Source organism: Mesorhizobium sp. BAC0120, from assembly GCF_033542235.1.
GTDB lineage: Bacteria > Pseudomonadota > Alphaproteobacteria > Rhizobiales > Rhizobiaceae > JAWRCU01.
Genome location: NZ_JAWRCU010000010.1, coordinates 140,718 through 162,519 on the forward strand (window position 1 = coordinate 140,718; position 21,802 = coordinate 162,519).

The window sequence follows — 21,802 nt, forward strand, 5'->3', positions numbered from 1 at the left end:
CGTGCTCATGCTGCGGTGGAGGCCAGGTCAGGGGCCTCGCTGGGATGGCGATTCGTCGGCGCCGGGCCTCGCCCGCCGCCCTCTTCCGGCGCGTGGCTCACCACGCTCGCCGCCTCGGGCGATCCCGGGCTCACCGCCATCGGACAGGCGAAGCCGGGGACCACCGCAAGGTCGTAGAGCTCGGATACCGGACCGTCGATGCGGAACCAATCGACGCAGCTTCGTGTCTCGAGGTCGATCACCTGGACGCCGCACCAGGGCTCGGAGTCGGCAGCCGCCAGGCGCTCGTCCAGCGCCAACCCCTCGAAGCGCTTGTAGCGCGGCTTGGAAAGCCCGACGAAGGCGTAGCGGCCATGGAAGGCAAGCCCGCGCAGGAAGCCCGGGCAGAAGACGACCGGCTCGAACCTGCCCTTGCCGCCGCCTTTCGGCAGTTCCACGAAGCCGAGCTCGCCGGTGCCGGCATTGAGCAGCCACAGCGCGCCGCGGTGAAGGCGCGGCGAATGCGGCATGGAGAGCCCGTCGCACACGACCTCCCCGGTCCTGACGTCGACGACCACGCCGCCATCGGCGCGCCGGTCGCGCCAGCCGTCGATCGTGTCGGAGCGGCTCACCGCCGTCACATAGGCCGGCTCGCCGTCTTTCATGGCAAGGCCGTTCAGATGGCAGCGGTCCTCGTCCACCAGCGCCGAGATGAAGGGCGGTCGCCACAGCTCCTCGAAGCTGTAGCGGGCGGACAAGGTGGCGAGGCAGTTGTAGCGGGTGTTGACGAATAGGGGGCGGCCGGCTGCGTCGACGCCGACGTCATGCGCGTCGAGCTCGCCGGTGATGTGCACCGTGCGCGGCAGGTAGCAGGCATCGAAGATCCGGTTGGCGCGCTGGTCGGGCTCGAGCGTGTTGACGAAGCGGATCAGGTGGAAGCCGGCCGCCAGCACCAGCGATCCATCCGGGCCATGGGCAAGTCCCATCGGCCGCAAAATGCTGGTCTGATGGACGTTGAGCCCGCCGGTCGCGGGATTGCGGCCGATGAAATAGAGGAGGTTGGACTGGTAGGAGGTGACGGCCAGCGCGACATCGAGCGCCCGCAGCTTCGCTACGAGGCCGCCCGACATGGAATAGCTTGTCTCCGGCGCGCCGCGCTCCGCCGCTCCGCCGGCCCCATGCCCGGAATCGCTCACGGCTTCGCGGCTATCGCTCCCGCCCATCCCGCCACCCAGTATGGAAACCCCGGATCCCAACTCAGCTGGTACGAGAGCGAAGCCCGGGCCGCCGGCCGCCGCCCGCTAGAATTGGTGCCCGGTTTTCCATCTGGACTGAACGAAAGAACATGCCCGCCTCGCTCGACGATCGAGAAATGTCCCGTCGGCTAGCAGGCAATTGTTTGCACAGTATTTGAAGATCGCCGGAATGCCGGCTCCAGGGGCTGATTATGACTGCGTTCCGATTTTTCTCAGAACATGAGCGGGAATTGCTTGCTCGCCGTGCAGCCTCGTCACATGCGCGATCAGACCATGCATGACGTTCGCGCGTTCATGCTCCGCGATGAGGTGGCGCGCCGACGTGAAGTAGAGATATTCGATCGCGCTGAGGGCGCCGGCGGGGCCAGCCGCAGCTAGTGCTTGCGCCGACGCCGCGGGCAATTCCTGATCTGCCGCCGCGATCGTCCAGCCGACCATCAAGGCGATCTCGGGCGGGCAACGCGCACCCATGTTGACGATATCTGCGGCAGCAGCGTCGAGCGCCACGCGGTCTCCGGCCGCGAGCAGTGCGAGGCATTTCAGCACCCTCATATGCAAATGAAACGCCGGACCTGGTTCGGCCATCTCGATGCCGCGATCGAAGAATTGGACAGCCTCATTGAAACGTCCGCGCGCGTAGCGCAGCTGCCCCAAAATGGGCAAGGCGGCGGCATATTCCGCGGTTCGGGCGAAGGCGCGCTCGGCAATGTCCTCCGCCAGTTCGATATGGCCCCGGTTGATGAAGTACAGCAGCTTGGCGGCTGCCAGCATCAGCAGCGGATTGTGCTCGATGGCGGGCAGCACCTCCAGCACGGTGGCATCGATTTCGCTTTCTATGCGCTCGCGTTCTTCCAGGCTCATCCCGCCGAACGGACTTGTCAGGACGAGGCGCGCGAACAGATGCATGCACCATTGCAGGGCGATGTCCGGATTGAGGGGATCCTGCGCGCGATCCTTGCGCAGTTGCTCGCCGCTTGCCAGCCACTGCGGATTTGAGGTCGATAGCAAGTTCGAGGCCTTGTGGAGTCGCATCTCGAGCGGTTCGTCCGCGGGAGTGCCGAGACCGGTGGAGGCTTCGGCGAGGGCCTGCCGCAGGGCATCGATGACGCCGTTCGCCACCCGGATCGCCTCGCTCGTGAACGATGTGGCGTCCGACATGTCGAGTTGGAGCCGGAAAGCCCTGACGATCCGCTTTGAAGGCATTTCTCGCAAGGTGGCTACACAATCGAGGCGCCCGTTGTCGGCCTGAAAGTTCACCTGCAGGAAATAGTGCAGCTTGTCGGTGGCGACGGGGGACCAGTTCTCGGCAACGACGACCTTATGGCCGAAGCCAACGCCGGCGGCGACTGTGTCGCGAAGCTGACCCAGCAAGGATGAGGCCTGCTGTCTGAAGGCGTGTCCTTGCGGTCCGAAAGCCGCCCCGATGATCAGGAACCCATCGATCGGCACCGCCCTGGACGGCGCAGCAATCCAGACATAACCCTCGCCATATTGCGTGGCTATATACTGTGGCGTCTTCTTGTTGTCGCCAAGCTTCGCTCGCAGCCGGTTGACCAGGAAATCGATGTAGCGGTCCGATCTGTCCGCTTCCGAAGCGATCTCATCGAGCAGCCGGCTGCGGCGCATGAGGCGACGCGGGTTGCCGGTGAAGGCGAGGAGCAGCGCACGCTCGTTTCTGGTGAACTGAATCGTCTGCCCGTTGCGGCGCGCGGAGAGGCACGTTTCGTCGAGGATCAGATCCCCAAAGCTGAGATTTTGTGCCTTTCCCATCTCTCCCCTCTGCGAAGGTCAACCCGTTTCCGACACGATGCGCCCCAGCTCGAGCACCTTCCGCAACATCGAACCGGCCTGCCTGTTCGAACGACACGGCACGCTGAATCCTCATGCATCAACCGAGGCCGTCGTGTGGACAAGCAGTACAAATTTATTATGACGCACGCTGTTGCTGCGAGGCAACAGCTGGCGCAGAGGCGCCGAGGTCCGCTCCAAGCCTTCCTCTGTAACGAGCAGATTCACATGGTGATGTTGCGGGCCATCGGTCCGCGGCTGCATATATAGTCGTAGAGGCATCGACCCTCGCCCGGACCTGCTGTGAGTACCCGCCAATCATGTAATCCAAGTCGAGAATAGGCCGAGCTAGAAAGGCCCACCTCACCCCCGCGCTGTATTTGTCAGAACCGAAAGGCTTGAAACATGATCGATCTCTATTACTGGCCGACGCCCAACGGCAAGAAGGTCTCGATCTTCCTGGAAGAGACGGGAACGCCCTACAGGCTCATCCCGCTCAACATCGGCCGCGGCGATCAGTTCAAGTCGGAGTTCCTGAAGCTCAATCCCAACCACCGCATGCCGGCGATGGTCGACAACGAGCCCGAGGACGGCGGTGCGCCGATCAGCGTCTTCGAGTCGGGTGCGATCCTGTTCTATCTCGCCGAAAAAACCGGCAAGCTTTGGCCACAAGACCTGCGCACAAAATACGACGTCGCCCAATGGGTGATCTGGCAGGTGGCGAACCAGGGACCGAAGCTCGGCGAGGTCGGCCATTTCCGCCGGTTGGGCGATCGGGAGGGCGACCAGTCCTATGCAGTGCGCCGCTTCACGGATGAGGCGAACCGCCTCTATGGCGTGCTCAACATGCGGCTTCGCGACCGTCGCTATATCGTCGGCGACCAATTCACCATCGCCGATGTCATCAGCTATCCATGGACCGTTGGATGGCAGGCCCAGGGCCAGGACATCGACGACTTCAAGCATTTCAAGCGCTGGTTCCAGGAGGTCGGCGCGAGGCCGGGCGTGCAGCGCGGTCTCGCCGTCGGGGCGGATCTCTCCACCGACAACAGCAAACTATCGCCCGAGGAGCAGGAGCGCATCCGCAAGATCCTTTACAACCAGCGTGCGCTGCCAGTCCCGGACTGAACGCAAACCGGAGGACATGCCATGACAACCGAAGTTGCCGTCATCGCGGGCGCGGGATCGGGGCTGAGCGCCTCGCTAGCGAGGCTGCTCACGCGCGAAGGCCTTCGCGTGGTGCTCGCGGCCCGCGACATAGCCAAGCTCGATCCGCTGATCGCCGAAACGGGCGCCGAGCCAATCGCAACCGATGTCTCGGATCCTGCCTCGGTAGAGAACCTCTTCGCGGCGGCCGACAAGCTTGGCCGGTTGTCGATCGCGGTCTTCAATGCCAGTGGTCGAGTCCGTGGACCAATTGCAGAGCTCGACCCCGAAAGCGTGAGGCAGGCTCTCATGGTCGGAGCCTTCGGCGGATTTCTTGTCGGGCAGCAGGCGGCGCGCCGTCTGCTGGCCCGCGGCTCCGGTTCGATCCTGTTTACCGGCGCGTCGGCGAGCGTCAAAGGCTTCGCGAACTCAGCCGGCTTCGCCATGCCGAAATTCGGATTGCGCGGTCTCGCGCAATCGATGGCGCGCGAGCTTGCGCCGAAGAACATCCACGTCGCACATTTCGTCATCGACGGCGGCATCGCTTCGGCCAGCCGTCCCTCGTCCGCCGAAACTCCGGATCGATGGCTGTCGCCCGATGCGATTGCCGAGACCTATCTTGCTATCCATCGACAGCATCGCAGCGCATGGACCTGGGAGGTCGAGCTCAGGCCGTGGGTGGAGAGCTTCTGACTGGGGTAGCACATTGAATTGCGAAGCTGCTGTGGGAACTCACAAGCGTCGGCGGCAGGACATTGATTACGCGCCGAACCTTATCTTGCAGCCGTGGCGTAGGGTTTCTTCCCGCAAGGTTGCGCTCTTCATGTACCCCTCATCCGTCGCCTTCGGCGCCACCTTCTCCCACAAGGGGAGAAGGGGAGTTTGGCATTTAGTTCACCGCAAATCGCCGACTTCGAAGATTTGCGGAGACGCATAATGCAACGCGTCCCCTTCTCCCCCTGTGGGAGAAGGTGGCTCGGCGCTTTAGCGCCGAGACGGATGAGGGGTGCGCGGCAGAGCGCGGCGGTATCAGACCAAGCGCCGCTCCGATCCTACCGCACCAGCCGCCGAAGAATGAGAAAATTAAATTCTCTTACCTTTGTTTCTCCCGGAACAGAATTTCAACTGGCGGGAAACACCGCGGCTCATATCTCTCTGATCCAACTGCGCCGGCGATTATGGTCGCCCGGCATTTCGTGTCTCAGGAGATCTTCATGAATCGCCTTTCGATCGCCGCCGCCGCGGTCGCGCTGCTTTTGTCCTGGCCTGCACATGCGCAGTCGCCCGACAACATTCTCAACGCCTCTTACGACGTCTCTCGCGAGCTGTTTGCCGCGATCGACAAGGCTTTCGTCGACAAGAATCCCGGCAAGACCGTCAACCAGACGCATGCGGGCTCCTCGAAGCAGGCGCGATCGATCCTGGAAGGTCTTGCCGCAGATGTCGTCACCTTCAACCAGGTGACCGATATCGACGCGCTGGTGAAGGGCGGGTTTGTTTCCGACGACTGGCAGAGCGAGTTCCCGAACAAGGCTTCGCCGTTCTATTCGTTTCCCACCTTCATCGTGCGGGCCGGTAACCCCAAGGGAATCAAGGACTGGAGCGATCTCGTCCGCGACGATGTCGCGGTCGTCTTCCCCAACCCCAAGACTTCCGGCAATGCGCGCTACACCTATCTCGCCGCGACCGCCTACGCCAAGGAGGCTTTCAACAACGATCCGGCGAAGGTTCAGGAATTCATCAAGAAGCTGTTCGACCACGTGCCAGTGTTCGACACCGGCGGCCGCGCCGCGACGACGACATTCGTCGAACGTGAGATCGGCGATGTCCTGATCACCTTCGAGACCGAGACGCGCGGCATCGAGAAGGAGTTTGGCAAGGACAATTTCGAGATCGTGGTGCCGTCGATCAGCCTGCTCGCCGAATTCCCGGTCGCGATCGTCGACAAGGTCGTGGACCAGCGCGGCTCGCGCGACTTCGCGAAATCCTATCTGGAATTCCTCTACTCGCCCGAGGGCCAGCGCATCATCGCCGAATTCGGCAACCGCGTGAACGATCCGGCCGTCGCCGCCGAGTTCAAGGATCAGTTCCCGGACGTGCGGCTAGTCACCGTCGAGGACGTGTTCGGCGGCTGGGAGAAGGTGCAGAAGGAACACTTCGCCGAGGGCGGGCTGCTCGACCAGATCTACGCCGGGCGCTGAGTTCGACCATTTGAGCCGCTGCACGGGGGGGCCGGTTGGCCGCCGGGGACAGTTTACTTTTTGCCGCAGAAAGGCACCGTATACCGTAGAGGTGGCGCTCGCGGCAAAAAGTAAACTGTCCCCTGGAGCCCCACGAGAGCAGCAGCAGTGAGCGACGCACCAAGACACTCCTCGGATACGCGAACGGGCGAGACAATTCAGCTGAGGGGCAAGACACTGCTCGCGTCGGGCTTTCATATGCCGGCACGCGGCTCGGTCGGTGAGCTCGAAAATGCGCTGATCTTGGTCGCCGAGGACGGCACCATAGCGTCCGTGCTTCGGCCGCAGGACCCGGCCTATGATGCCGAGCTGAAGGCCGCCCGCAAAGCAGGTAGGCTGGCGACCCTGCCGAACGGCTTCTATCTCCTGCCTGGCCTCGTCGACCTGCACGTGCACGCGCCGCAATATCCCCAGCTCGGTCAGGCGCTCGACGTGCCTCTCGAGATCTGGCTGCACAGATACACCTTCCCGCTCGAGGCGCGCTATGCCGACGCCGCCTTCGCAAAGCGATCCTACGAGCTGCTCGTCCGGGACCTGTTGGCCAACGGCACCACCACAGCGCTCTATTTCGCCACGATCCATCAGGACGCGACCCGCATCCTCGTCGACACATGCCTCGAACAGGGTCAGCGGGCACTGGTCGGCAAGGTGGCGATGGACAATCCCGGGGAGTGTCCGGACTATTATCGCGACGTGTCCGCCGACGCGGCGATCGACGGCACGAGGGTACTGATCGACTATGTGCGCACGCATCCCAGCAATGCCGAAGGCCTGGTCAAGCCTGTGGTCACACCGCGCTTCATTCCCGCCTGCAGCGACGCTGCGCTCGAGGGGCTAGGGGCGCTGGCGGCAGAGTGCGGGTGCCATGTCCAGACCCATTGCTCGGAAAGCGACTGGGAGCATAGCTACGTGCTGCAGCGGCACGGCATGAGCGACACGGAGAGCCTCGACCGCTTCGGCCTGCTCGGACGCAGGAGCGTGCTCGCCCATGCCGGCTTCATCACCGAAAAGGACATGGAGATCATCGCTCTGAAGCGGTCGGCCGTCGCCCATTGTCCGCTGTCCAACGCCTATTTCGGCGGCGCGGTGTTCCCCTTGAAGGCTGCATTGGAAAAAGCGCTCAATGTCGGTCTTGGAACCGACATCTCCGGCGGTCCCAGCGCCTCGCTCTTCGATGCCATGCGCACCGCGATCATGGCCTCGCGCATGCTGGAGAGCGGGATCGAACCGGACCTGCCGGCGCACGAGCGCAGCCGCCGCAAGGGAGCGCGGATCGATTTCCGCGACGCCTTCTACCTGGCAACCACCGGAGGCGGCATATCGATCGATCTTCCGATCGGCAGGTTTGCGCCGGGATGTCATTTCGACGCGATTGCGATCGACGCCAAAGCCGAGCACGGCACGATCCGGCTCTTGGACGATCTCGACCGCGGCGAGGCCATCCTGCAGAAGATCGTCTACACGGCCTCGAAGCCCAACATCGCCGCAGTCTGGGTCGCCGGACGCCAAGTGAGCTCTTCTTTGACGTCTACGATGGGTTCGGAGTGAAAGCGATGGAGGCCTGATAAAGCGCGACGAGTCGATCCAGCCTGGCTTCCTCGACCAGCGTCACCATCGGCGTGCCGAGCCGGCCCGACGGGTCGACCACGGTCATGCCGCGCGTGATGCCGGGTTGAAGCGAGACATCGACGGAGGCGCACAGCGATTTCGTGATGATCCCTGGTTCCACGACCACAGCGCCTGCGAAAGGATCGACGAAGCGGAAGTTGTCGCCGTCGCCGTACTCGGTGATCGTCTGCCTCGCATGCCAAGCGAGCGCCTTCGAAAACACCTTTTGCGGCCCGTCCGGGATCGACTCGAACAGCGCATCGACCTCGGCCCCTGAAAGACAGTGTGTGACGCAGGGCTCCCACGGCACGACGACAGTTTCGATCTCGGCGGCAAAGACGACGCTGGCCGCTTCGGGATCGGCGTAGATGTTGAATTCCGCGCCCGGCGTCACATTGCCCCGGCCGTAGACGGTACCTCCCATGATGGTGAGCTGTCCGATGCCGCGCACGATGTCGGGATCTGTCCGAAGGGCGAGCGCGAGATTGGTCAGCGGCCCGATCGCCAGTATGTCGACCTTCTCGCCGCCAGCCGCTGCTCCCTGGAGCATGTTGACGAGAAATCCGACCGCATCCTCGCCTGCAGGCCTCGATGTCCTTGCCGGACGCGGCGCGCCGCCAAGCCCGTCCTCGCCATGGATGTGCCGCGCGTCGATCACCGGCTGGTTGAGCGGCTTTTCCGCGCCCTTGTGCACGGGGATGTCGGCACAGGCAATGGCGAGTGTCGCCAGCATGTTTTCGGTGGCTGCATCGACGCCGACATTGCCGAACACGGTGGTTATGGCATCAGGCGCCCGGCCGGCGGCAATGAGCAGAAGCAGCGTCTGAGCGTCGTCCACGCCGCCGTCGGTATCAAGGACAAGTCTGTTGGACGCCACTCATGCCACCTTTCTTCATCTCTCCATGCACTCCCACCAGTCCTGCAGGCTTGCGGGTACACACTGCGGCTGAAAAGTCGATCCTCGCCGTACCAACGGTAGTGCCTCCACAAACGAGTTCAGCCGAAACCCTAAAATGTGGGTTGGAGGGTCTACAGCTATGAGTGACGGTGCGCGTCCACATAGGCACGCAGCACGTTCTGCATCCGCGTCAAGTGCCCTTTACCCTTGCTCTCCCGATAAAAATATTCGAACACATCCGGGTCGAGTTTCAGGTGAACGGAGCGGGGCCGTTTTGGTCCCTGGATTTCCGCCTTGGCCCAAAACTCTGGTCCCAAGCTTTCACCCGCGGGCGCGTTCGGACTGTGGTGGAGTTCACCGCTCTCCTTCATCCGTTTGATCTCGGCGAGCGATGCTCGCCTCATATTGGGCTCGCTCATGGCGGCCTCCTTTCCATGCTGTAATCAGTCGGGTCGAGCCATTTCGCTCGGTGTGAACGACGACAAAGTATTCGTCATCGACCATACCCAATGAAATCAGCCGGACCTCACCGTAGTCTTCGCGGTCATCGACGCGGGTCAGCACCTCGCCCTCGAAAATCAGTGCGGCATAGACCACATCAACGCCACGCTCTTTGATGACCTGCCGACGCTTGTTCTCATCCCACTCCAGAATCACCCAAACTATCCCGTTCGTTACATCTTTTTCGTAAAATTCACTCCAATATCAAAATTGAGGCGTGACCACCATCGCTTTAAGTGTACACCATAAGTGTACACTGTCAAGGTTCGGGAGATTTAGCAGGTGAGATTCGCCGACCACCAGGAGGTTGAGCATGCCACGGCAAACTGAGATCGACGCTGCGGGCTTCTGGAAGCTTCTCGGCGCCCGCCCCACTGCGGTCCCGATCGTCACCGCGCGCGACGCCGAGGGTCCGGCCGGATTGCTCGCGCTGTCGACGACGCATGTTTCGGCCGCACCACCGACCATGCTGGTGGCGATTGGAGAGAAGACTTCGGCGCTGAAAACAGTCACGGCTTCAGGCGCATTCGCGATCAGCTATCTGCCGGAAGGCGCGGGCGAGATCGCCGACATCTTCGGCGGCAGACGCGGCGTTGGAGGTGCCGACCGCTTCGGTGAAGGGCAATGGACGTCGCTGACTACCGGATCGCCTGTATTTGCCGATGCGGTGCTCGCCTTCGATTGCGAGGTGGAGCGCATCTTCGAGCACGGGACGACGCATCTGGTCATCGGACGCATCGTTGACAGCCTGGTCGAGCCGGCCAGGAAGCCGCTGATCTTCGCCGCCGGGCGCTACTCGGGGTTGCGGACGGAATAGGCGCCAGCGCGTGCTGCAATTCGGTTGACGGTGGCAAAGACATGCGGACCAGCAGCAAATTAGCCAGCGGGTTAATCGTTGGCGCTGCCCCTCACCTGCCTGCCGGCATCCTCTACCCGTAAACGGGGAGAGGCACGACTGCCGTTTTGATTCCGCTAATCGCCGACGTTGCAGAACGAGCGCCTTGAATGCGGCCGACGTCCTTCTCCCCGTTTACTGGGAGAGGATGCCGGCAGGCAGATGAGGGGCTGCGCCAGCGGTCAAAATCTATCATCGGCCTTTCAACCGCAAGGCTGAGGCCACCTCTCCCCGTTCCAAGGAATTCAGGGCGGCCGGCGGCGTCAATCTAAGCAAGGCCCAACCACCCATTCTCTCCTGACACGCCCGCTACCCGGAAGCTTGACACTTTTCATATTTCGAATTATGACTGACGAAATTCGAAAATCGTCAGTCGTCAAGAAGGGCGCTGAACTTGAACGAACTCGCAGAAGTCGGGACTGACGCCGGGAGGCAGGACAACGTCGCGCGGATCCTTGATTCCGCGGAGCGACTGTTCAGGCATTTCGGTTACAGCAAGACGAACGTGGCCGACATCGCCCGCGATCTCGGCATGTCGCCCGCGAACGTTTATCGCTTCTTCAATTCCAAGACCGAGATTCACCAGGCCATTTGCGGGCGCATGCTGGCGACCTGCTATCGCCAGGCCTACGACATTCGTCACCTTCCCGTGAGCGCCTCCGAACGGCTGCGCCGCTACGTCCATATGCAATACCGTTGGACGATGGACACCATGATTGACGAAGAGAAGGTGCACGAGATGGTGATCGTGGCCATCGAGCGCGACTGGCACGTTATCGAAAAGCACATCGACAGGGTTCACGACCTGATCGCCGAGATCATCCGTGAAGGGATCGGGGCCGGCGAATTCAGGGAACAGGATCCCGTCATCGCCGCGCGATGCTTTGGCGCGATGACCGTCAATCTCTGCCATCCGCAGATGGTGGCGCAACGCCTTGCCAAGCAGAACCGCGCTGAACCGGACGATCTGATCGAGTACGCAATCAGGGCGCTGAATTAGAAGCGACCAACCACGTCGAACCGAGAAACGCTCAGCGGTTTTCGGACGGGTGCGATGCGCGGCCAAAAAACCGGCGCCCCCTATGTGACCAGGAGTGCAAGGGTATGTTCTCGCCGAGTTCAATCACGAAGGGAACGTCTGCGGTTGGCCTTGCCGCCGTGGCGGCTCTTAGCATGCTGGCTTCCGGCTGCACCGACGCCTCTTCCACCGGTACCGTGCAAGTCGTCCGGCCCGTGAAAGTGGTCGAGATCGTCAAGGCTGACGATACACGCAAGCTCGACTTCTCCGGCTCGGTGAAGGCGCGCAAGGAAATGAACCTCGGCTTCCGCATCGCCGGCAAGATCACCCAAAGGGTTGTCGACATCGGCGACCGGGTGAAGCCCGGCGATCTCCTCGCAAGCATCGACCCTACAGACTATGAGCTTGCCGTGAAGACGGCGGAAGCCAATCTCGCCGCAGCCGAAAGGCAGGTCGATACGGCCGGCTCCACGAGAAAGCGCACCGAACAGCTCTTCGCGAAGAACTTCGCTTCGCAGGCACAGGTCGACGACGCCGTCATGGGATACCAGCAGGCCGTTTCCACCCGCGATGCCGCCGTCTCCGCCCTGCAGCAGGCGAAGAACCAGGTGACCTATTCCGGGCTCAAATCCGACCAGACCGGCATCGTCACTGCGATCAATGCCGATATCGGCCAGGTCGTCAGCGCTGGCACTCCCGTGGTGACGGTCGCGATCGACGGCGAGAAGGAGGTTCAGATCGCCGTTCCTGAGACGGATATCTCGCAGTTCCAGCCTGGCAAGACGGTCGAAGCCCGTTTCTGGGCCGACAGCCAGCTCGTGCTTCAGGCCAAGGTTCGCGAGGTTTCCGGCAGCGCAGACCAGCAGTCCCGCACCTTCTCCGTTCGAGTCAGCCTGCCGCGCGACACGCGGGTGCTGTTGGGGATGACCGCAACGGTCACAGCCGCCGTCACCGACGGCAAGCCCTCGCAGATTTCCCTTCCGCTGAGCGCGCTTGCCGAGAAGGATGGCAGAGAGATCGTCTGGGTAGTGGACCGCAGTACCTCGACCGTTCATGCGCGCGACGTCAAGGTGACCGACTTCGCCGCCGACGGGGTTCACGTCGCTGACGGCTTGCAACCCGGCGATGTCGTGGTCGCCGCCGGCACCCAGTTCATGACGGAGAACCTGCAGGTGAAGCTGCCGGCAGGCGACCAGTCAGCCTCCGCCGAGACCAGCCAAGTCATTCGCTAATCCCCCTCCTCATCGACAGGCGGAGTCGCAGCCATGCGTACTTCCTTCCAGGGCAAGCGGCCGTTCAATCTCTCGCGTTGGGCAATCGGCCATCCGAGCATCGCCCGCTTCCTGTTCGGGCTCATCATTGTCGCCGGCGCGCTCGGCCTGATGCGAATGGGCCAGCGCGAAGACCCGGAATTCACCTTCCGCGTCATGGTCGTGCAGGCGATGTGGCCGGGAGCATCGATCGACGACATGGAGGACCAGGTCGTCAACAAGATCGAGCGAAAGCTGCAGGAGACCCCGCATCTCGACTTCGTGCGCTCCTATACGCGCGCCGGCAGTGCCATCATCACGGTGCAGATCAAGGGTGACACCAGCCCCCAGCAGGTGGCCGACGCCTTCTACCAAGTGCGCAAGAAGGTCGGCGACATTTCCAGCGACCTGCCGCAGGGGCTGCTTGGCCCCTATTTCAACGACGAATTCGGCGACACTTTCATCACGCTGCACTCGATCAGCGGCGACGGCTACAGCTATCCCGAGCTGAAGAAATTCGCGATCCAGGCGCGCGACATGCTGCTCACGACGCCCGGCGTCGAGAAAGCCGTCATCATCGGCGACCAGCCGGAGAAGATCTATATCGACGTCTCCTCCAAGGCGCTTGCCGAGCGCGGCATCACGCTGCCGGATCTGCAGAACGCGATCAGGGGCCAGAACAATGTCGATCCGGCAGGGACGATCGACACGGGCCTGCGTTCCGTGCGCATCTCGGTCGAGGGCGACGTCAAAAAGGCCGAGGACATCCGCGAGCTCAGGCTGCGAGCGGGCGGTCAGGTCACCCGGCTCGGCGACATCGCCACCGTCACCTCCGGCCTCGAGGACCCGTACCAGCGCAAATACCGTTTCAACGGCCATGACAGCGTCCAGCTCGGCGTCGTGATGGCCAAGGGCTTCAACGTCACCGATGTCGGCAAGGCCGTCGAGGAGACCTACAAGCGTTTCGAAACCTCCCTGCCTTACGGCGTGTCGGTCGATCAGATCTCCGATCAGCCTAAGGTCGTCACCGATGCGATCGCTGAATTCATGGAGGCGCTTGGCGAGGCGCTGGCCATCGTGCTCGTCGTTTCCTTCCTGTCGATCGGGTGGCGCTCCGGCCTAGTGATCGCGATCGCCATCCCGCTCGTGCTCGCGGCGACCTTCGCCATCATGTTCGAGCTCGGCATCGACCTGCAGCGCATCTCGCTCGGCGCTCTCATCATCGCGCTCGGCCTTCTGGTCGATGATGCGATGATCGTCGTCGAGATGATGGAGCGGAAGCTGGAGGAAGGCCTCGTCAAGCTCGACGCCGCGAGCTTTGCCTATTCCTCGACCGCTTTCCCGATGCTGACCGGCACGTTGATCACCACCGCCGGTTTCATTCCCGTTGGCTTTGCCGCATCGAATGCCGGCGAGTATGTCCGTTCGCTTTTCTACGTCGTCGGTATCGCGCTGGTGACGTCTTGGTTTGTGGCGGTCTATTTCACGCCCTGGCTCGGCCACATGATCCTGAAGCAGCGCAAGCATGCCGGCCAGCATCACGACGTCTTCGACACGCGCTTCTACAGACGACTGAGAGCGACCGTCGGCTGGGCCGTGCGTCATCGCATCATCGTGCTCGTCCTCACGCTGGCGGTATTCGTCACCAGCCTCTGGTCCTTCCAGTTCATCCCGCAGAACTTCTTCCCGCAGTCCTCGCGCCCTGAAATCCTTGTCGATCTCTGGCTGCCGGAAGGCACCAGCATCAAGGAGGTCGATTCCCAGGCCAAGGCGCTGGAACAGCGGATGATGGGCGATCCCGACAAGCGCTACATCGCCACTTATATCGGCGAGGGCGCGCCGCGCTTCTTCCTGCCGCTCGACCAGCAGCTCCGCAATCCGAACTTCGCGCAGCTTCTGGTCATGGCCAATGACGAGCCTGCGCGCGAGCGGCTGATCAAGAAGCTGCGGACGGTCATCGCCGAGGATTTCCCGTCGGTCCGCGCCAAGGTCGATCGCCTTTTCCTGGGGCCCCCGACCGGCTGGCCCGTGCAGCTCCGCGTCATGGGCCCGGACCGGCAGGAGGTCCGCCGCATCGCCGACCAGGTGAAGGCGAAATTCATGCAGGACCCGGAGCTCGGCGCCGTCCATGACGACTGGCTCGAGCCGGTGCCCGCCATGAAGCTGGTTATCGACCAGGATCGCGCCCGCGCGCTCGGCGTCAGCTCGCAGCGTGTGCGCCAGGTGCTGCAGGCGGCCATGACCGGCGTGACGCTCGACGATTACCGTGGCGGCGAGGAGACGGTCTCGATCGTCGCCCGCGAACCGGAGGCGAACCGCCACCTGCTCTCCGCTGTCGATTCGGTCTACGTGCCGACGGATTTCGGCGGCTCGGTCCCTGTCTCGCAGGTCGCCAAGGTCGTGCCGGTGATGGAGCAAGGCATTGAATGGCGGCGCGACCGCCTGCCGACGATCACGGTGCGCGCGACGCTTCCCGATGGCGTGCAGTCGAACGATGTGGTGATGAAGCTCTACAACGAGCTGAAGCCGCTGCGCGACAGCCTGTCGCCGGGCTACAAGGTCGAGGTCCAGGGTGGGGCCGAGGATTCGGCCGAAAGCCAGGCCTCCATCGCGGCCAAGCTTCCGATCATGCTGGTCGTCATCGTCGTGCTCCTGATGGCGCAGCTCCAGCATTTCGGCAAGGCGATGCTGGTGCTGGCAACTGGGCCGCTGGCGATCATCGGCGCGGCTGCCGCTCTGCTGATCAGCGGCGCGCCCTTCGGCTTCGTCGCCATCCTCGGCGTCATCGCGCTGCTCGGCATCATCATCCGCAACTCGATCATCCTCATCGACCAGATCGACCAGGATATCCGGACCGGAATGGAGCGCTCCGAGGCGATCATCGGCGCGGCCGTCCGCCGCTTCCGCCCCATCATGCTGACCGCGCTCACAGCCGTGCTGGCTTTGATCCCGATCTCGCGCGGCGTATTCTGGGGTCCTCTCGCCTACGCCATGATGGGCGGCATCCTGGTGGCAACCGTGCTCACCATCCTGGTGCTGCCGGCCGGGTATGCACTCTTCTTCGGCAGGGAGCGCAAACCGAAGGCGACTGGTCCTGAAGCGATGCAGGCTGGCGACACAGAGGAAGTCGCGGCATACGCTGTGGCGTTGGCTGCCGAGTAGCGACCGGTCGTTCATTGGCGCTCGCATTGGAAGGCAAATGCCCTTCGCGCCCCCCTCTGTCCTGCCGGACATCTCCCCCACAAGGGGGGAGATCGGCTGTCATATTGGGTTTCGCCAATCGCCAACGCCGACGGTTGGCGAAATCAAAGCGGCCGTCGAATCTCCCCCCTTGTGGGGGAGATGTCCGGCAGGACAGAGGGGGGCGCCTTAGAGCACCAACATTGCCGAATCCGCCGCGATCTCATGCTACGTAACAATCCTCGCCCTTCCGTCGAGCACCATTCTCGGCCAAACGTTACGCTCTGAATTCGTAACGGAGAAAAAGACAGATGCCTCTGGATAGCGCTGCGATCGCGATCCTCGAGAAAGTATCCACCGCAACCCTGACGACGGTGCTGCTCAAGAAGGGCCTGCGCAACGTCTGGATGCGCGGGACACGGCCGCTGAGGGAAGGCCAGCCGCGCGTGGTGGGACCGGCTTTCACGATGCGCTTCGTACCGGCGCGTGAGGACCTGGCAACACCTGCTTCGTGGGCCTCGCCCATCTCCACCCGCGCCGCGATCGAGGACATGCCGGAAGGCGCAGTCGCTGTCATCGATGCTATGGGCATCTCGGATGCGGGCGTCTTCGGGGACATACTTTGCGCACGCATGAGCAGGCGCAAGGTTGCCGCCATGGTCACGGACGGCGTGGTGCGCGACGTGACGGGCGTGCGCTCCACAGGCCTGTCAGTCTGGTGCAACGGCGTCGCCGCACCACCCTCGGTCGCCGGCCTGACCTTCGTCGGCTGGCAGCAGCCCATCGGCTGCGGCGGCGTGGCGGTGTTTCCGGGCGACATCGTCGTCGCGGACGACGACGGCGCCGTGCTCATTCCCGCCGCGCTGCTGGATGAGGTGCTGGCGGAAGCTCCGGAACAGGAGCGCGCCGAGGCCTGGATCATGGACGAGGTCGCGCGCGACGTGCCCCTGTCCGGGCTCTATCCGATGAACGAAGCGACGCGCGCGCGATATGAGGCGTGGAAGAGGGGTGGGTGAACTGCGCCACCTTGCAGCCGTGACATCAGCGTTTGTCTGGTATTGCTGCGCTCTGCCGCGCACCCCTCATCCGTCTCGACGCTGCGCGTCGAGCCACCTTCTCCCACAGGGGGAGAAGGAGGAGCCTGGCATTTAGCTCGTCGCAAATCGCCGACATCGGAGATTGGCCGAGACGTCATATGCAGAGCTCCCCCTTCTCCCCTTGTGGGAGAAGGTGGCTCGGCGCGCAGCGCCGAGACGGATGAGGGGTGCGCCGTAGAGCGCGGCGCTGCCCGAAAGAAGCACTGCTGCCTACCCCTTCACCCCCGACCCCACGATCGAATCCACAAAGAACTTCTGCAGAAACACGAACAGAATCAGCGGCGGCAACACAGCCAGCGTCGCACCCGCCATGACCAATCCGGTGTTCATCGCGCCGCGGTTGTAGCTCAAGAGCCGGCTGAGGCTGATGACGATCGGGTAGTTCTCGCTGTTCCCCTGCAGCACCGTCAGCGGCCAGAGATAGCTGTTCCAGTGATAGACGAAGGCAAACAGCGCCAGCGCGGCGATCGCCGGCGCGATGCTCGGCATCACGATCTTGAACAGGATCAGAAGCTCCGATGCGCCATCGACCCGAGCCGCGTCAATGAGATCGTCGGGCACGCCGGCAATGAACTGGCGCATAAGGAATATCCCGAAGGCGTTGGCAAGATTGGGAAGTATCACGCCTGCAAGGCTGGTGCTGAGGCCCATTGACCCGACCATCCTGTAGAGCGGGATCAGCGTCACGATCGGCGGCAGGAACATTGTCGCGATCAGCACCGAGAACAGCAGAGTGCGGCCGCGGAACCTGTATTTGGCGAAGGCATAGCCGGCCATCATGCTGGTGAGCAGAATGCCTGCCGTGGTGATCGAGGCGATGATCAGCGAGTTCCACATCGAGCGGCCGACATTCACCACGCCAGCGACCTTTTCATAAGCCTCGAGGTTCGGCGTGCGCGGGAGCCAGACCGGCGGCACCTGCATGGTCTCGGCCGTCGTCTTGAGGCTCGACAGCACCATCCAGACCAGCGGAAAGGCGGAAGCGACGGCGACGAGAAGCATCAGCGTCGCAAGCAGCGCGCGGCCGCCGGACGCGCGCTTGCGCGGCAGCCATGCGGTCGTGCCGGTCAGGGCCTCGGCGCTCATTCGTCGTCCCTGCGGTTGATGAAGGCGAACACGGCCGAGATCACCACGATCAGCGACAACATCAGCGTGACCGCCATGGCCGAGCCGAGCCCGCCCTGGGCGCGCTCGATGCCGACGCGGCGGATGTGATAGGTCAACACGTTGGTCGAGCCGACCGGGCCGCCCTGCGTGATGAGCGCCACCGGCTCGAAGACCTGCACCGCATTGATGATGGCGATCACGGCGCTGAACAGAAGCGTCCGCTTGAGGAGCGGCAGGGTGATCGCCCAGAACTGCTGCCAGGGGTTGGCGCCCTCGATCTCGGCTGCTTCATAGAGGCTGCCGGGGATCTGCGTGAGACCGGCAACGGCAAGCACGGTGAAATAGCCGACCTGCTGCCAGACATTGAGGAACACGATCGACATGAGCGCGGTGCTCGGCGACGAGAGCCAGGGCTGCGGCCCGATCCCGATCAAGCCGAGCATCTGGTTGAGCGGTCCTTCCGTCGGCGAGTAGAGCTTCGACCATACCAGCGCCACCGCGATCATCGGCACCATGTAGGTGGAAAAGAGCACGGTCCTGAGCATCGTCCCGCCGGCTACCGATCGCTGATAGACCATCAGGCCGAAGGCGACCGACAGCGGCAGGATCAGCGCCACGGACATTAGCGTGTAAAGCGCCGTATTGAGCAATGCGCCCGTGAAGTCCCGCCCGATCGAGGTCGAGCCGAAAATCTCGCGGAAATTGTCGAACCCGACGAAGACAGCCGCGTCGAACGGCGTCTGGGTTGACCAGTCCTGGAAGGAAAGCCAGATGGTAAGCAGCATCGGCAGCAGGATGAAAACGCCGATGAGCGCGACGGCGGGCGTCAGCATGATGCCCGCCGAGGCGCGATAGGTCTTCGTCATCGCTCAGAACAACTTGCGCTAGAGAAGCCGAAAGCCATTCGCGCGACGATCATGCCGTCTCACTTCTTGGCCGCACGTTCCAGGATGGAAGTCGCGTCGGCCTGCGCGTTCTTCTGCGCATCCTTGGCCGAGACCTGGCCGTACTGCAAGGCTTCGAGCGTCTGCTGCAGCGATTCCGAGAACTCCTGGCCGCCGAGCACGACCGGGAACGGCTTGGCGTCGGCGAGAACGCCGACATAGCCCGCCAGGAATTCCGAACCGAGCTTGTCCTTATATGCTTCCACGTCGGAGCTGCGCGAGGGCAGGATGCCCATCGACATCAATATGCCGGACATGGCCGAGCCGCCATTCTGGCCCGATTTCGGGCTGTTCAGCCAGGCGAGGAAGTCCCACGCCGCCTTCTGCTGGGTCTCGCTGGCCCCGGCATTCACGACCGTCATCCAGGAATAGGAGATCGAGCGCGGCTTGTCGCCGCTCGGACCCACCGGGATCGGCGCCGTGGCAATGTTGGAGAACTTGTCGCCCATGCCGTTCTTGAGCGCGCTCTCCCACCAGTTGGCCATGATGATCATGCCCGTCTTGCCGGAGACGAAATTGTCGAGGAACGGACCGGTGGTGTTGGCGTCGGCGGTCGCCATCGACGGGTCGCTGACGCCCGACTTGATCAGGTCCTCATAGAGTTGAAACGTCTCGCCGGCCTGCTTGCTGTCCAGCGCCGGCTTGCCGTCGGTAACCAACTCGCCGCCATTCGAGACCAGCAGCGATGCGAAAGGGTGGACGACGCCAGCCGCCCAGGAGTTGATCATGCCGAAGCCCTGCTGTCCGGCATCCTTCTTGGTAAGCTTCTTGGCCGCGTCCTTCAGCTCGTCCCAGGTCTTCGGTGGCGCGGCGATGCCGGCTTCCTTGAACAGCGCCTTGTTGTAGTTCAGCGCATAGACGTCGATCTCGTTCGGAATGCCGTAGAGCGCACCGCCGACGCTCGCCGCCGAAACCACGCCTGCGGGCCATGCACCCTTGACCTCGCCTGCGACCGCTTCCGGCGCCGGCGCCACCAGCTTGTCGCGCACGAGCTCGGGCAGCCACAAATCATAGATGCCGGCAATGGTCGCGCCTTCGCCGCCGCCACCTTGCGAGCGCAACGTCGTCAAGAGGTCGCCGAAGGGAACGGCGCGCACGGTGACGGTGACGTCAGGATTGGTCTTCGCAAATTCCTTGGCAGCCGTCTCGAGCAGCGCAACTGTCTCCGGCGACCAATGCGTCAGATAGGAAATATTCACCGGTTCCGCCCAGGCCGCCGCCGGCATCAGGGCCAGCCCCGCAGCAATCGCGTGTCTCAATCTGGAGGTTAGTTTCATCGTGTTTCTCCCATTTTGACCTCGTTCTTATCGAGACGTTATGACGACTTGCATCCTCGCGCAATAGCCGACTTGTGAATCCAGTGATCGATAGAAATCGTTTGCCCTCAATGGGGAGGCGGGACCGGGATGGCTCGAATTCAATAAAAATGATTTATTATCAATAGCTTATCAGATACATACATGCACTGCCCCTAACTCTTCGATGAAATTTCGACGCACATAGTTGGTTGCCTGTCTAGCATTATGACGTTATGATGAGTTGTTGGTCAGCGATGTCGCTGCCACTGCTCGGCAACAGTACCCACGAAGCCGCCAGAACAGAGGGGAGTACCGGAATGAGCATTTTCAGCATGCACAGACGCCAGAGTTTGGCATTGATTGGCGCCGCCCTTATCGCCGGAGCGATGCCGATGCTCCCTGCGCGGGCCGACGACAGCGTGACGCTATGGAGCTGGCGCACCGAAGACGAGGCCGCGATGCGCCGCATCTTCGATGTCTTCGAGAAGGAAAATCCCGGCGTGAAGGTGGACATCCAGTTCACCCCGGATGCCGACTACCAGAACAGGCTGAGCACGGCCTTGCGCGGTGGCCGCGGACCGGACATTGCCCAGCTCAAGGCCTATGGCGAGCTGCAGCCCTTCGTCGAGGCCGGCTATCTCGACGCGCTCGACGAGTCCGTTCCCGAGCTCAAGAACTTGCCCGACGCCGCGCTTGGCGGTGCCCGCGGCCGCGCCGACGGCAAGCTCTATGGAGTACCCTATTCGGTGCCCATGATGGGCGTCTTCTACAATGAGGATATCTTCAAAGCACAGAGTATCGAGATCCCGAAGACCTACAAGGAATTCGTAGCTGCCTGCGAGAAGCTCAAGGCGGCCGGCATCACGCCGATCGCCGCCGGTGGCGCCAACGGCTCGGCCTGGGCGCTCGAGATTGGCGTCGGCGTAGTTGGTCCGACAGTCTACGGCCCCGGCTTTTATGATGAAATGATGAGCGGCAAGGCCACCTTCGAAGACCCGCGCTGGGTCGCTGCGGTCAAGCGCTTTACCGAGCTCAAACCTTATTTCTCCGAAGGTTTCGCCGGCGTCGACTACACCACCTCGACGCAGCAGTTCATCAACGGCAAGGCGGCGATGTTCTTCGGCGGCTCCTTCGAGAACGGCAGCTTCAAGTCACAGAACCCCAAGCTGAAGTTTTCGATTTTCCCCTTCCCCGCCGATGATCCGGCCACGCCGCTCTACACCTCGGCCTTCTCGGACGGCTCCTATGGTCTCGTTTCCGAGAGCGCCAACAAGGAGGCGGCGACGAAGGTGTTGAATTTCATGGCCTCGGCAGAATTCGCGCAGCTCTTTGCCGACGAGCTGGGCTGGCCGCCGGCGCGTCCCGACGTCACCGTCAAGGACCCGGTGCTCGCCAGAATGATGGAGATGTCGAAGAACTCCACGCCCTATCTCACCCTGGTCGGTTTCCGCTGGCAGGCTCCAACCGCCTCCTCGGTGTTGCAGGCTGAGATCATCGACACTGTGGAAGGCAAGATCGCACCAGAGAAGTTGGCGGCCGACATCCAGGCTGCCGTGAACACCTGGTTCAAGCCACAACAGTAATCGGAAAGAGGCGG

The 21,802-nt window shown here is 62.7% G+C and carries 18 protein-coding genes; 10 read left to right on the plus strand and 8 right to left on the minus strand.

The genetic code is table 11. The features are described 5' to 3' along the window. Positions 1-5: 5 nt before the first annotated feature. Positions 6-1,202: a TIGR03032 family protein gene (locus SAZ10_RS21730; protein ID WP_318611452.1), complete on the minus strand. Its 1,197-nt coding sequence runs from the start codon at positions 1,200-1,202 to the stop codon at positions 6-8. 222 nt (positions 1,203-1,424) lie between these two features. Beyond that, positions 1,425-3,005, minus strand: coding sequence for a winged helix-turn-helix domain-containing protein (locus SAZ10_RS21735; protein WP_318611453.1), 1,581 nt, complete (start codon positions 3,003-3,005; stop codon positions 1,425-1,427). Between the two features lie 423 nt (positions 3,006-3,428). Here SAZ10_RS21735 and SAZ10_RS21740 point away from each other — a divergent pair, with 423 nt between their 5' ends. From SAZ10_RS21740 to guaD, 4 genes are all read left to right on the plus strand, one after another. After that, positions 3,429-4,151 carry a glutathione binding-like protein gene (locus SAZ10_RS21740; protein WP_318611454.1) on the plus strand — a complete coding sequence of 241 codons (723 nt, stop codon included), beginning with the start codon at positions 3,429-3,431 and terminating at the stop codon, positions 4,149-4,151. Positions 4,152-4,172: 21 nt separating this feature from the next. After that, complete coding sequence (locus tag SAZ10_RS21745; protein WP_318611455.1) at positions 4,173-4,862, plus strand: SDR family NAD(P)-dependent oxidoreductase; 690 nt, start codon at positions 4,173-4,175, stop codon at positions 4,860-4,862. A gap of 521 nt (positions 4,863-5,383) precedes the next feature. Beyond that, the gene (gene cysP / locus SAZ10_RS21750) at positions 5,384-6,370 is read left to right on the plus strand and encodes a thiosulfate ABC transporter substrate-binding protein CysP (protein ID WP_318611456.1); all 987 of its coding nucleotides are present in this window, start codon (positions 5,384-5,386) and stop codon (positions 6,368-6,370) included. A gap of 147 nt (positions 6,371-6,517) precedes the next feature. After that, on the plus strand, positions 6,518-7,957 hold the full coding sequence (gene guaD, locus SAZ10_RS21755) for a guanine deaminase (RefSeq protein ID WP_318611457.1): 1,440 nt from the start codon (positions 6,518-6,520) through the stop codon (positions 7,955-7,957). Here the strand turns inward: guaD and SAZ10_RS21760 are convergent. From SAZ10_RS21760 to SAZ10_RS21770, 3 genes are all read right to left on the minus strand, one after another. Then, positions 7,938-8,894 (minus strand): nucleoside hydrolase, encoded by a 957-nt coding sequence (locus SAZ10_RS21760; RefSeq protein ID WP_318611458.1) that lies wholly within the window; start codon positions 8,892-8,894, stop codon positions 7,938-7,940. The genes guaD and SAZ10_RS21760 overlap by 20 nt on opposite strands. Positions 8,895-9,052: 158 nt before the next feature. Then, positions 9,053-9,334, minus strand: a complete 282-nt coding sequence (locus SAZ10_RS21765; RefSeq protein ID WP_318611460.1) for a BrnA antitoxin family protein — start codon at positions 9,332-9,334, stop codon at positions 9,053-9,055. Beyond that, positions 9,270-9,572, minus strand: a complete 303-nt coding sequence (locus SAZ10_RS21770) for a BrnT family toxin (RefSeq protein ID WP_318611461.1) — start codon at positions 9,570-9,572, stop codon at positions 9,270-9,272. The genes SAZ10_RS21765 and SAZ10_RS21770 overlap by 65 nt, the downstream gene beginning before the upstream one ends. Before the next feature lie 157 nt (positions 9,573-9,729). Here SAZ10_RS21770 and SAZ10_RS21775 point away from each other — a divergent pair, with 157 nt between their 5' ends. The 5 genes from SAZ10_RS21775 to SAZ10_RS21795 all read left to right on the plus strand — a co-directional run bounded on the left by SAZ10_RS21775 (position 9,730) and on the right by SAZ10_RS21795 (position 16,775). Continuing rightward, positions 9,730-10,233: a flavin reductase family protein gene (locus SAZ10_RS21775; RefSeq protein ID WP_318611462.1), complete on the plus strand. Its 504-nt coding sequence runs from the start codon at positions 9,730-9,732 to the stop codon at positions 10,231-10,233. 472 nt (positions 10,234-10,705) lie between these two features. Beyond that, positions 10,706-11,311: a TetR family transcriptional regulator gene (locus tag SAZ10_RS21780; protein WP_318611463.1), complete on the plus strand. Its 606-nt coding sequence runs from the start codon at positions 10,706-10,708 to the stop codon at positions 11,309-11,311. Positions 11,312-11,415: 104 nt separating this feature from the next. Then, a complete protein-coding gene (locus SAZ10_RS21785) occupies positions 11,416-12,561 on the plus strand; it encodes an efflux RND transporter periplasmic adaptor subunit (RefSeq protein ID WP_318611464.1) in 1,146 nt (381 codons plus the stop codon). A 33-nt stretch (positions 12,562-12,594) separates the two neighbouring features. After that, complete coding sequence (locus tag SAZ10_RS21790; RefSeq protein WP_318611465.1) at positions 12,595-15,741, plus strand: efflux RND transporter permease subunit; 3,147 nt, start codon at positions 12,595-12,597, stop codon at positions 15,739-15,741. Between the two features lie 329 nt (positions 15,742-16,070). Further along, the gene (locus SAZ10_RS21795; protein ID WP_318611466.1) at positions 16,071-16,775 is read left to right on the plus strand and encodes a ribonuclease activity regulator RraA; all 705 of its coding nucleotides are present in this window, start codon (positions 16,071-16,073) and stop codon (positions 16,773-16,775) included. A gap of 291 nt (positions 16,776-17,066) precedes the next feature. On the opposite strand, the gene SAZ10_RS21800 is transcribed toward SAZ10_RS21795, so the two are convergent. From SAZ10_RS21800 to SAZ10_RS21810, 3 genes are read right to left on the minus strand one after another with little or no spacing between them, the layout of a single operon-like run. Then, positions 17,067-17,942: a carbohydrate ABC transporter permease gene (locus SAZ10_RS21800; RefSeq protein ID WP_318611467.1), complete on the minus strand. Its 876-nt coding sequence runs from the start codon at positions 17,940-17,942 to the stop codon at positions 17,067-17,069. Next, positions 17,939-18,829 carry a sugar ABC transporter permease gene (locus SAZ10_RS21805; protein WP_318611468.1) on the minus strand — a complete coding sequence of 297 codons (891 nt, stop codon included), beginning with the start codon at positions 18,827-18,829 and terminating at the stop codon, positions 17,939-17,941. The genes SAZ10_RS21800 and SAZ10_RS21805 overlap by 4 nt, the downstream gene beginning before the upstream one ends. A gap of 59 nt (positions 18,830-18,888) precedes the next feature. Further along, complete coding sequence (locus SAZ10_RS21810; protein ID WP_318611469.1) at positions 18,889-20,184, minus strand: ABC transporter substrate-binding protein; 1,296 nt, start codon at positions 20,182-20,184, stop codon at positions 18,889-18,891. A 338-nt stretch (positions 20,185-20,522) separates the two neighbouring features. On the opposite strand from SAZ10_RS21810, the gene SAZ10_RS21815 reads away from it, so the two are divergent. After that, on the plus strand, positions 20,523-21,788 hold the full coding sequence (locus SAZ10_RS21815) for an extracellular solute-binding protein (protein WP_318611470.1): 1,266 nt from the start codon (positions 20,523-20,525) through the stop codon (positions 21,786-21,788). Positions 21,789-21,802: the final 14 nt, after the last annotated feature.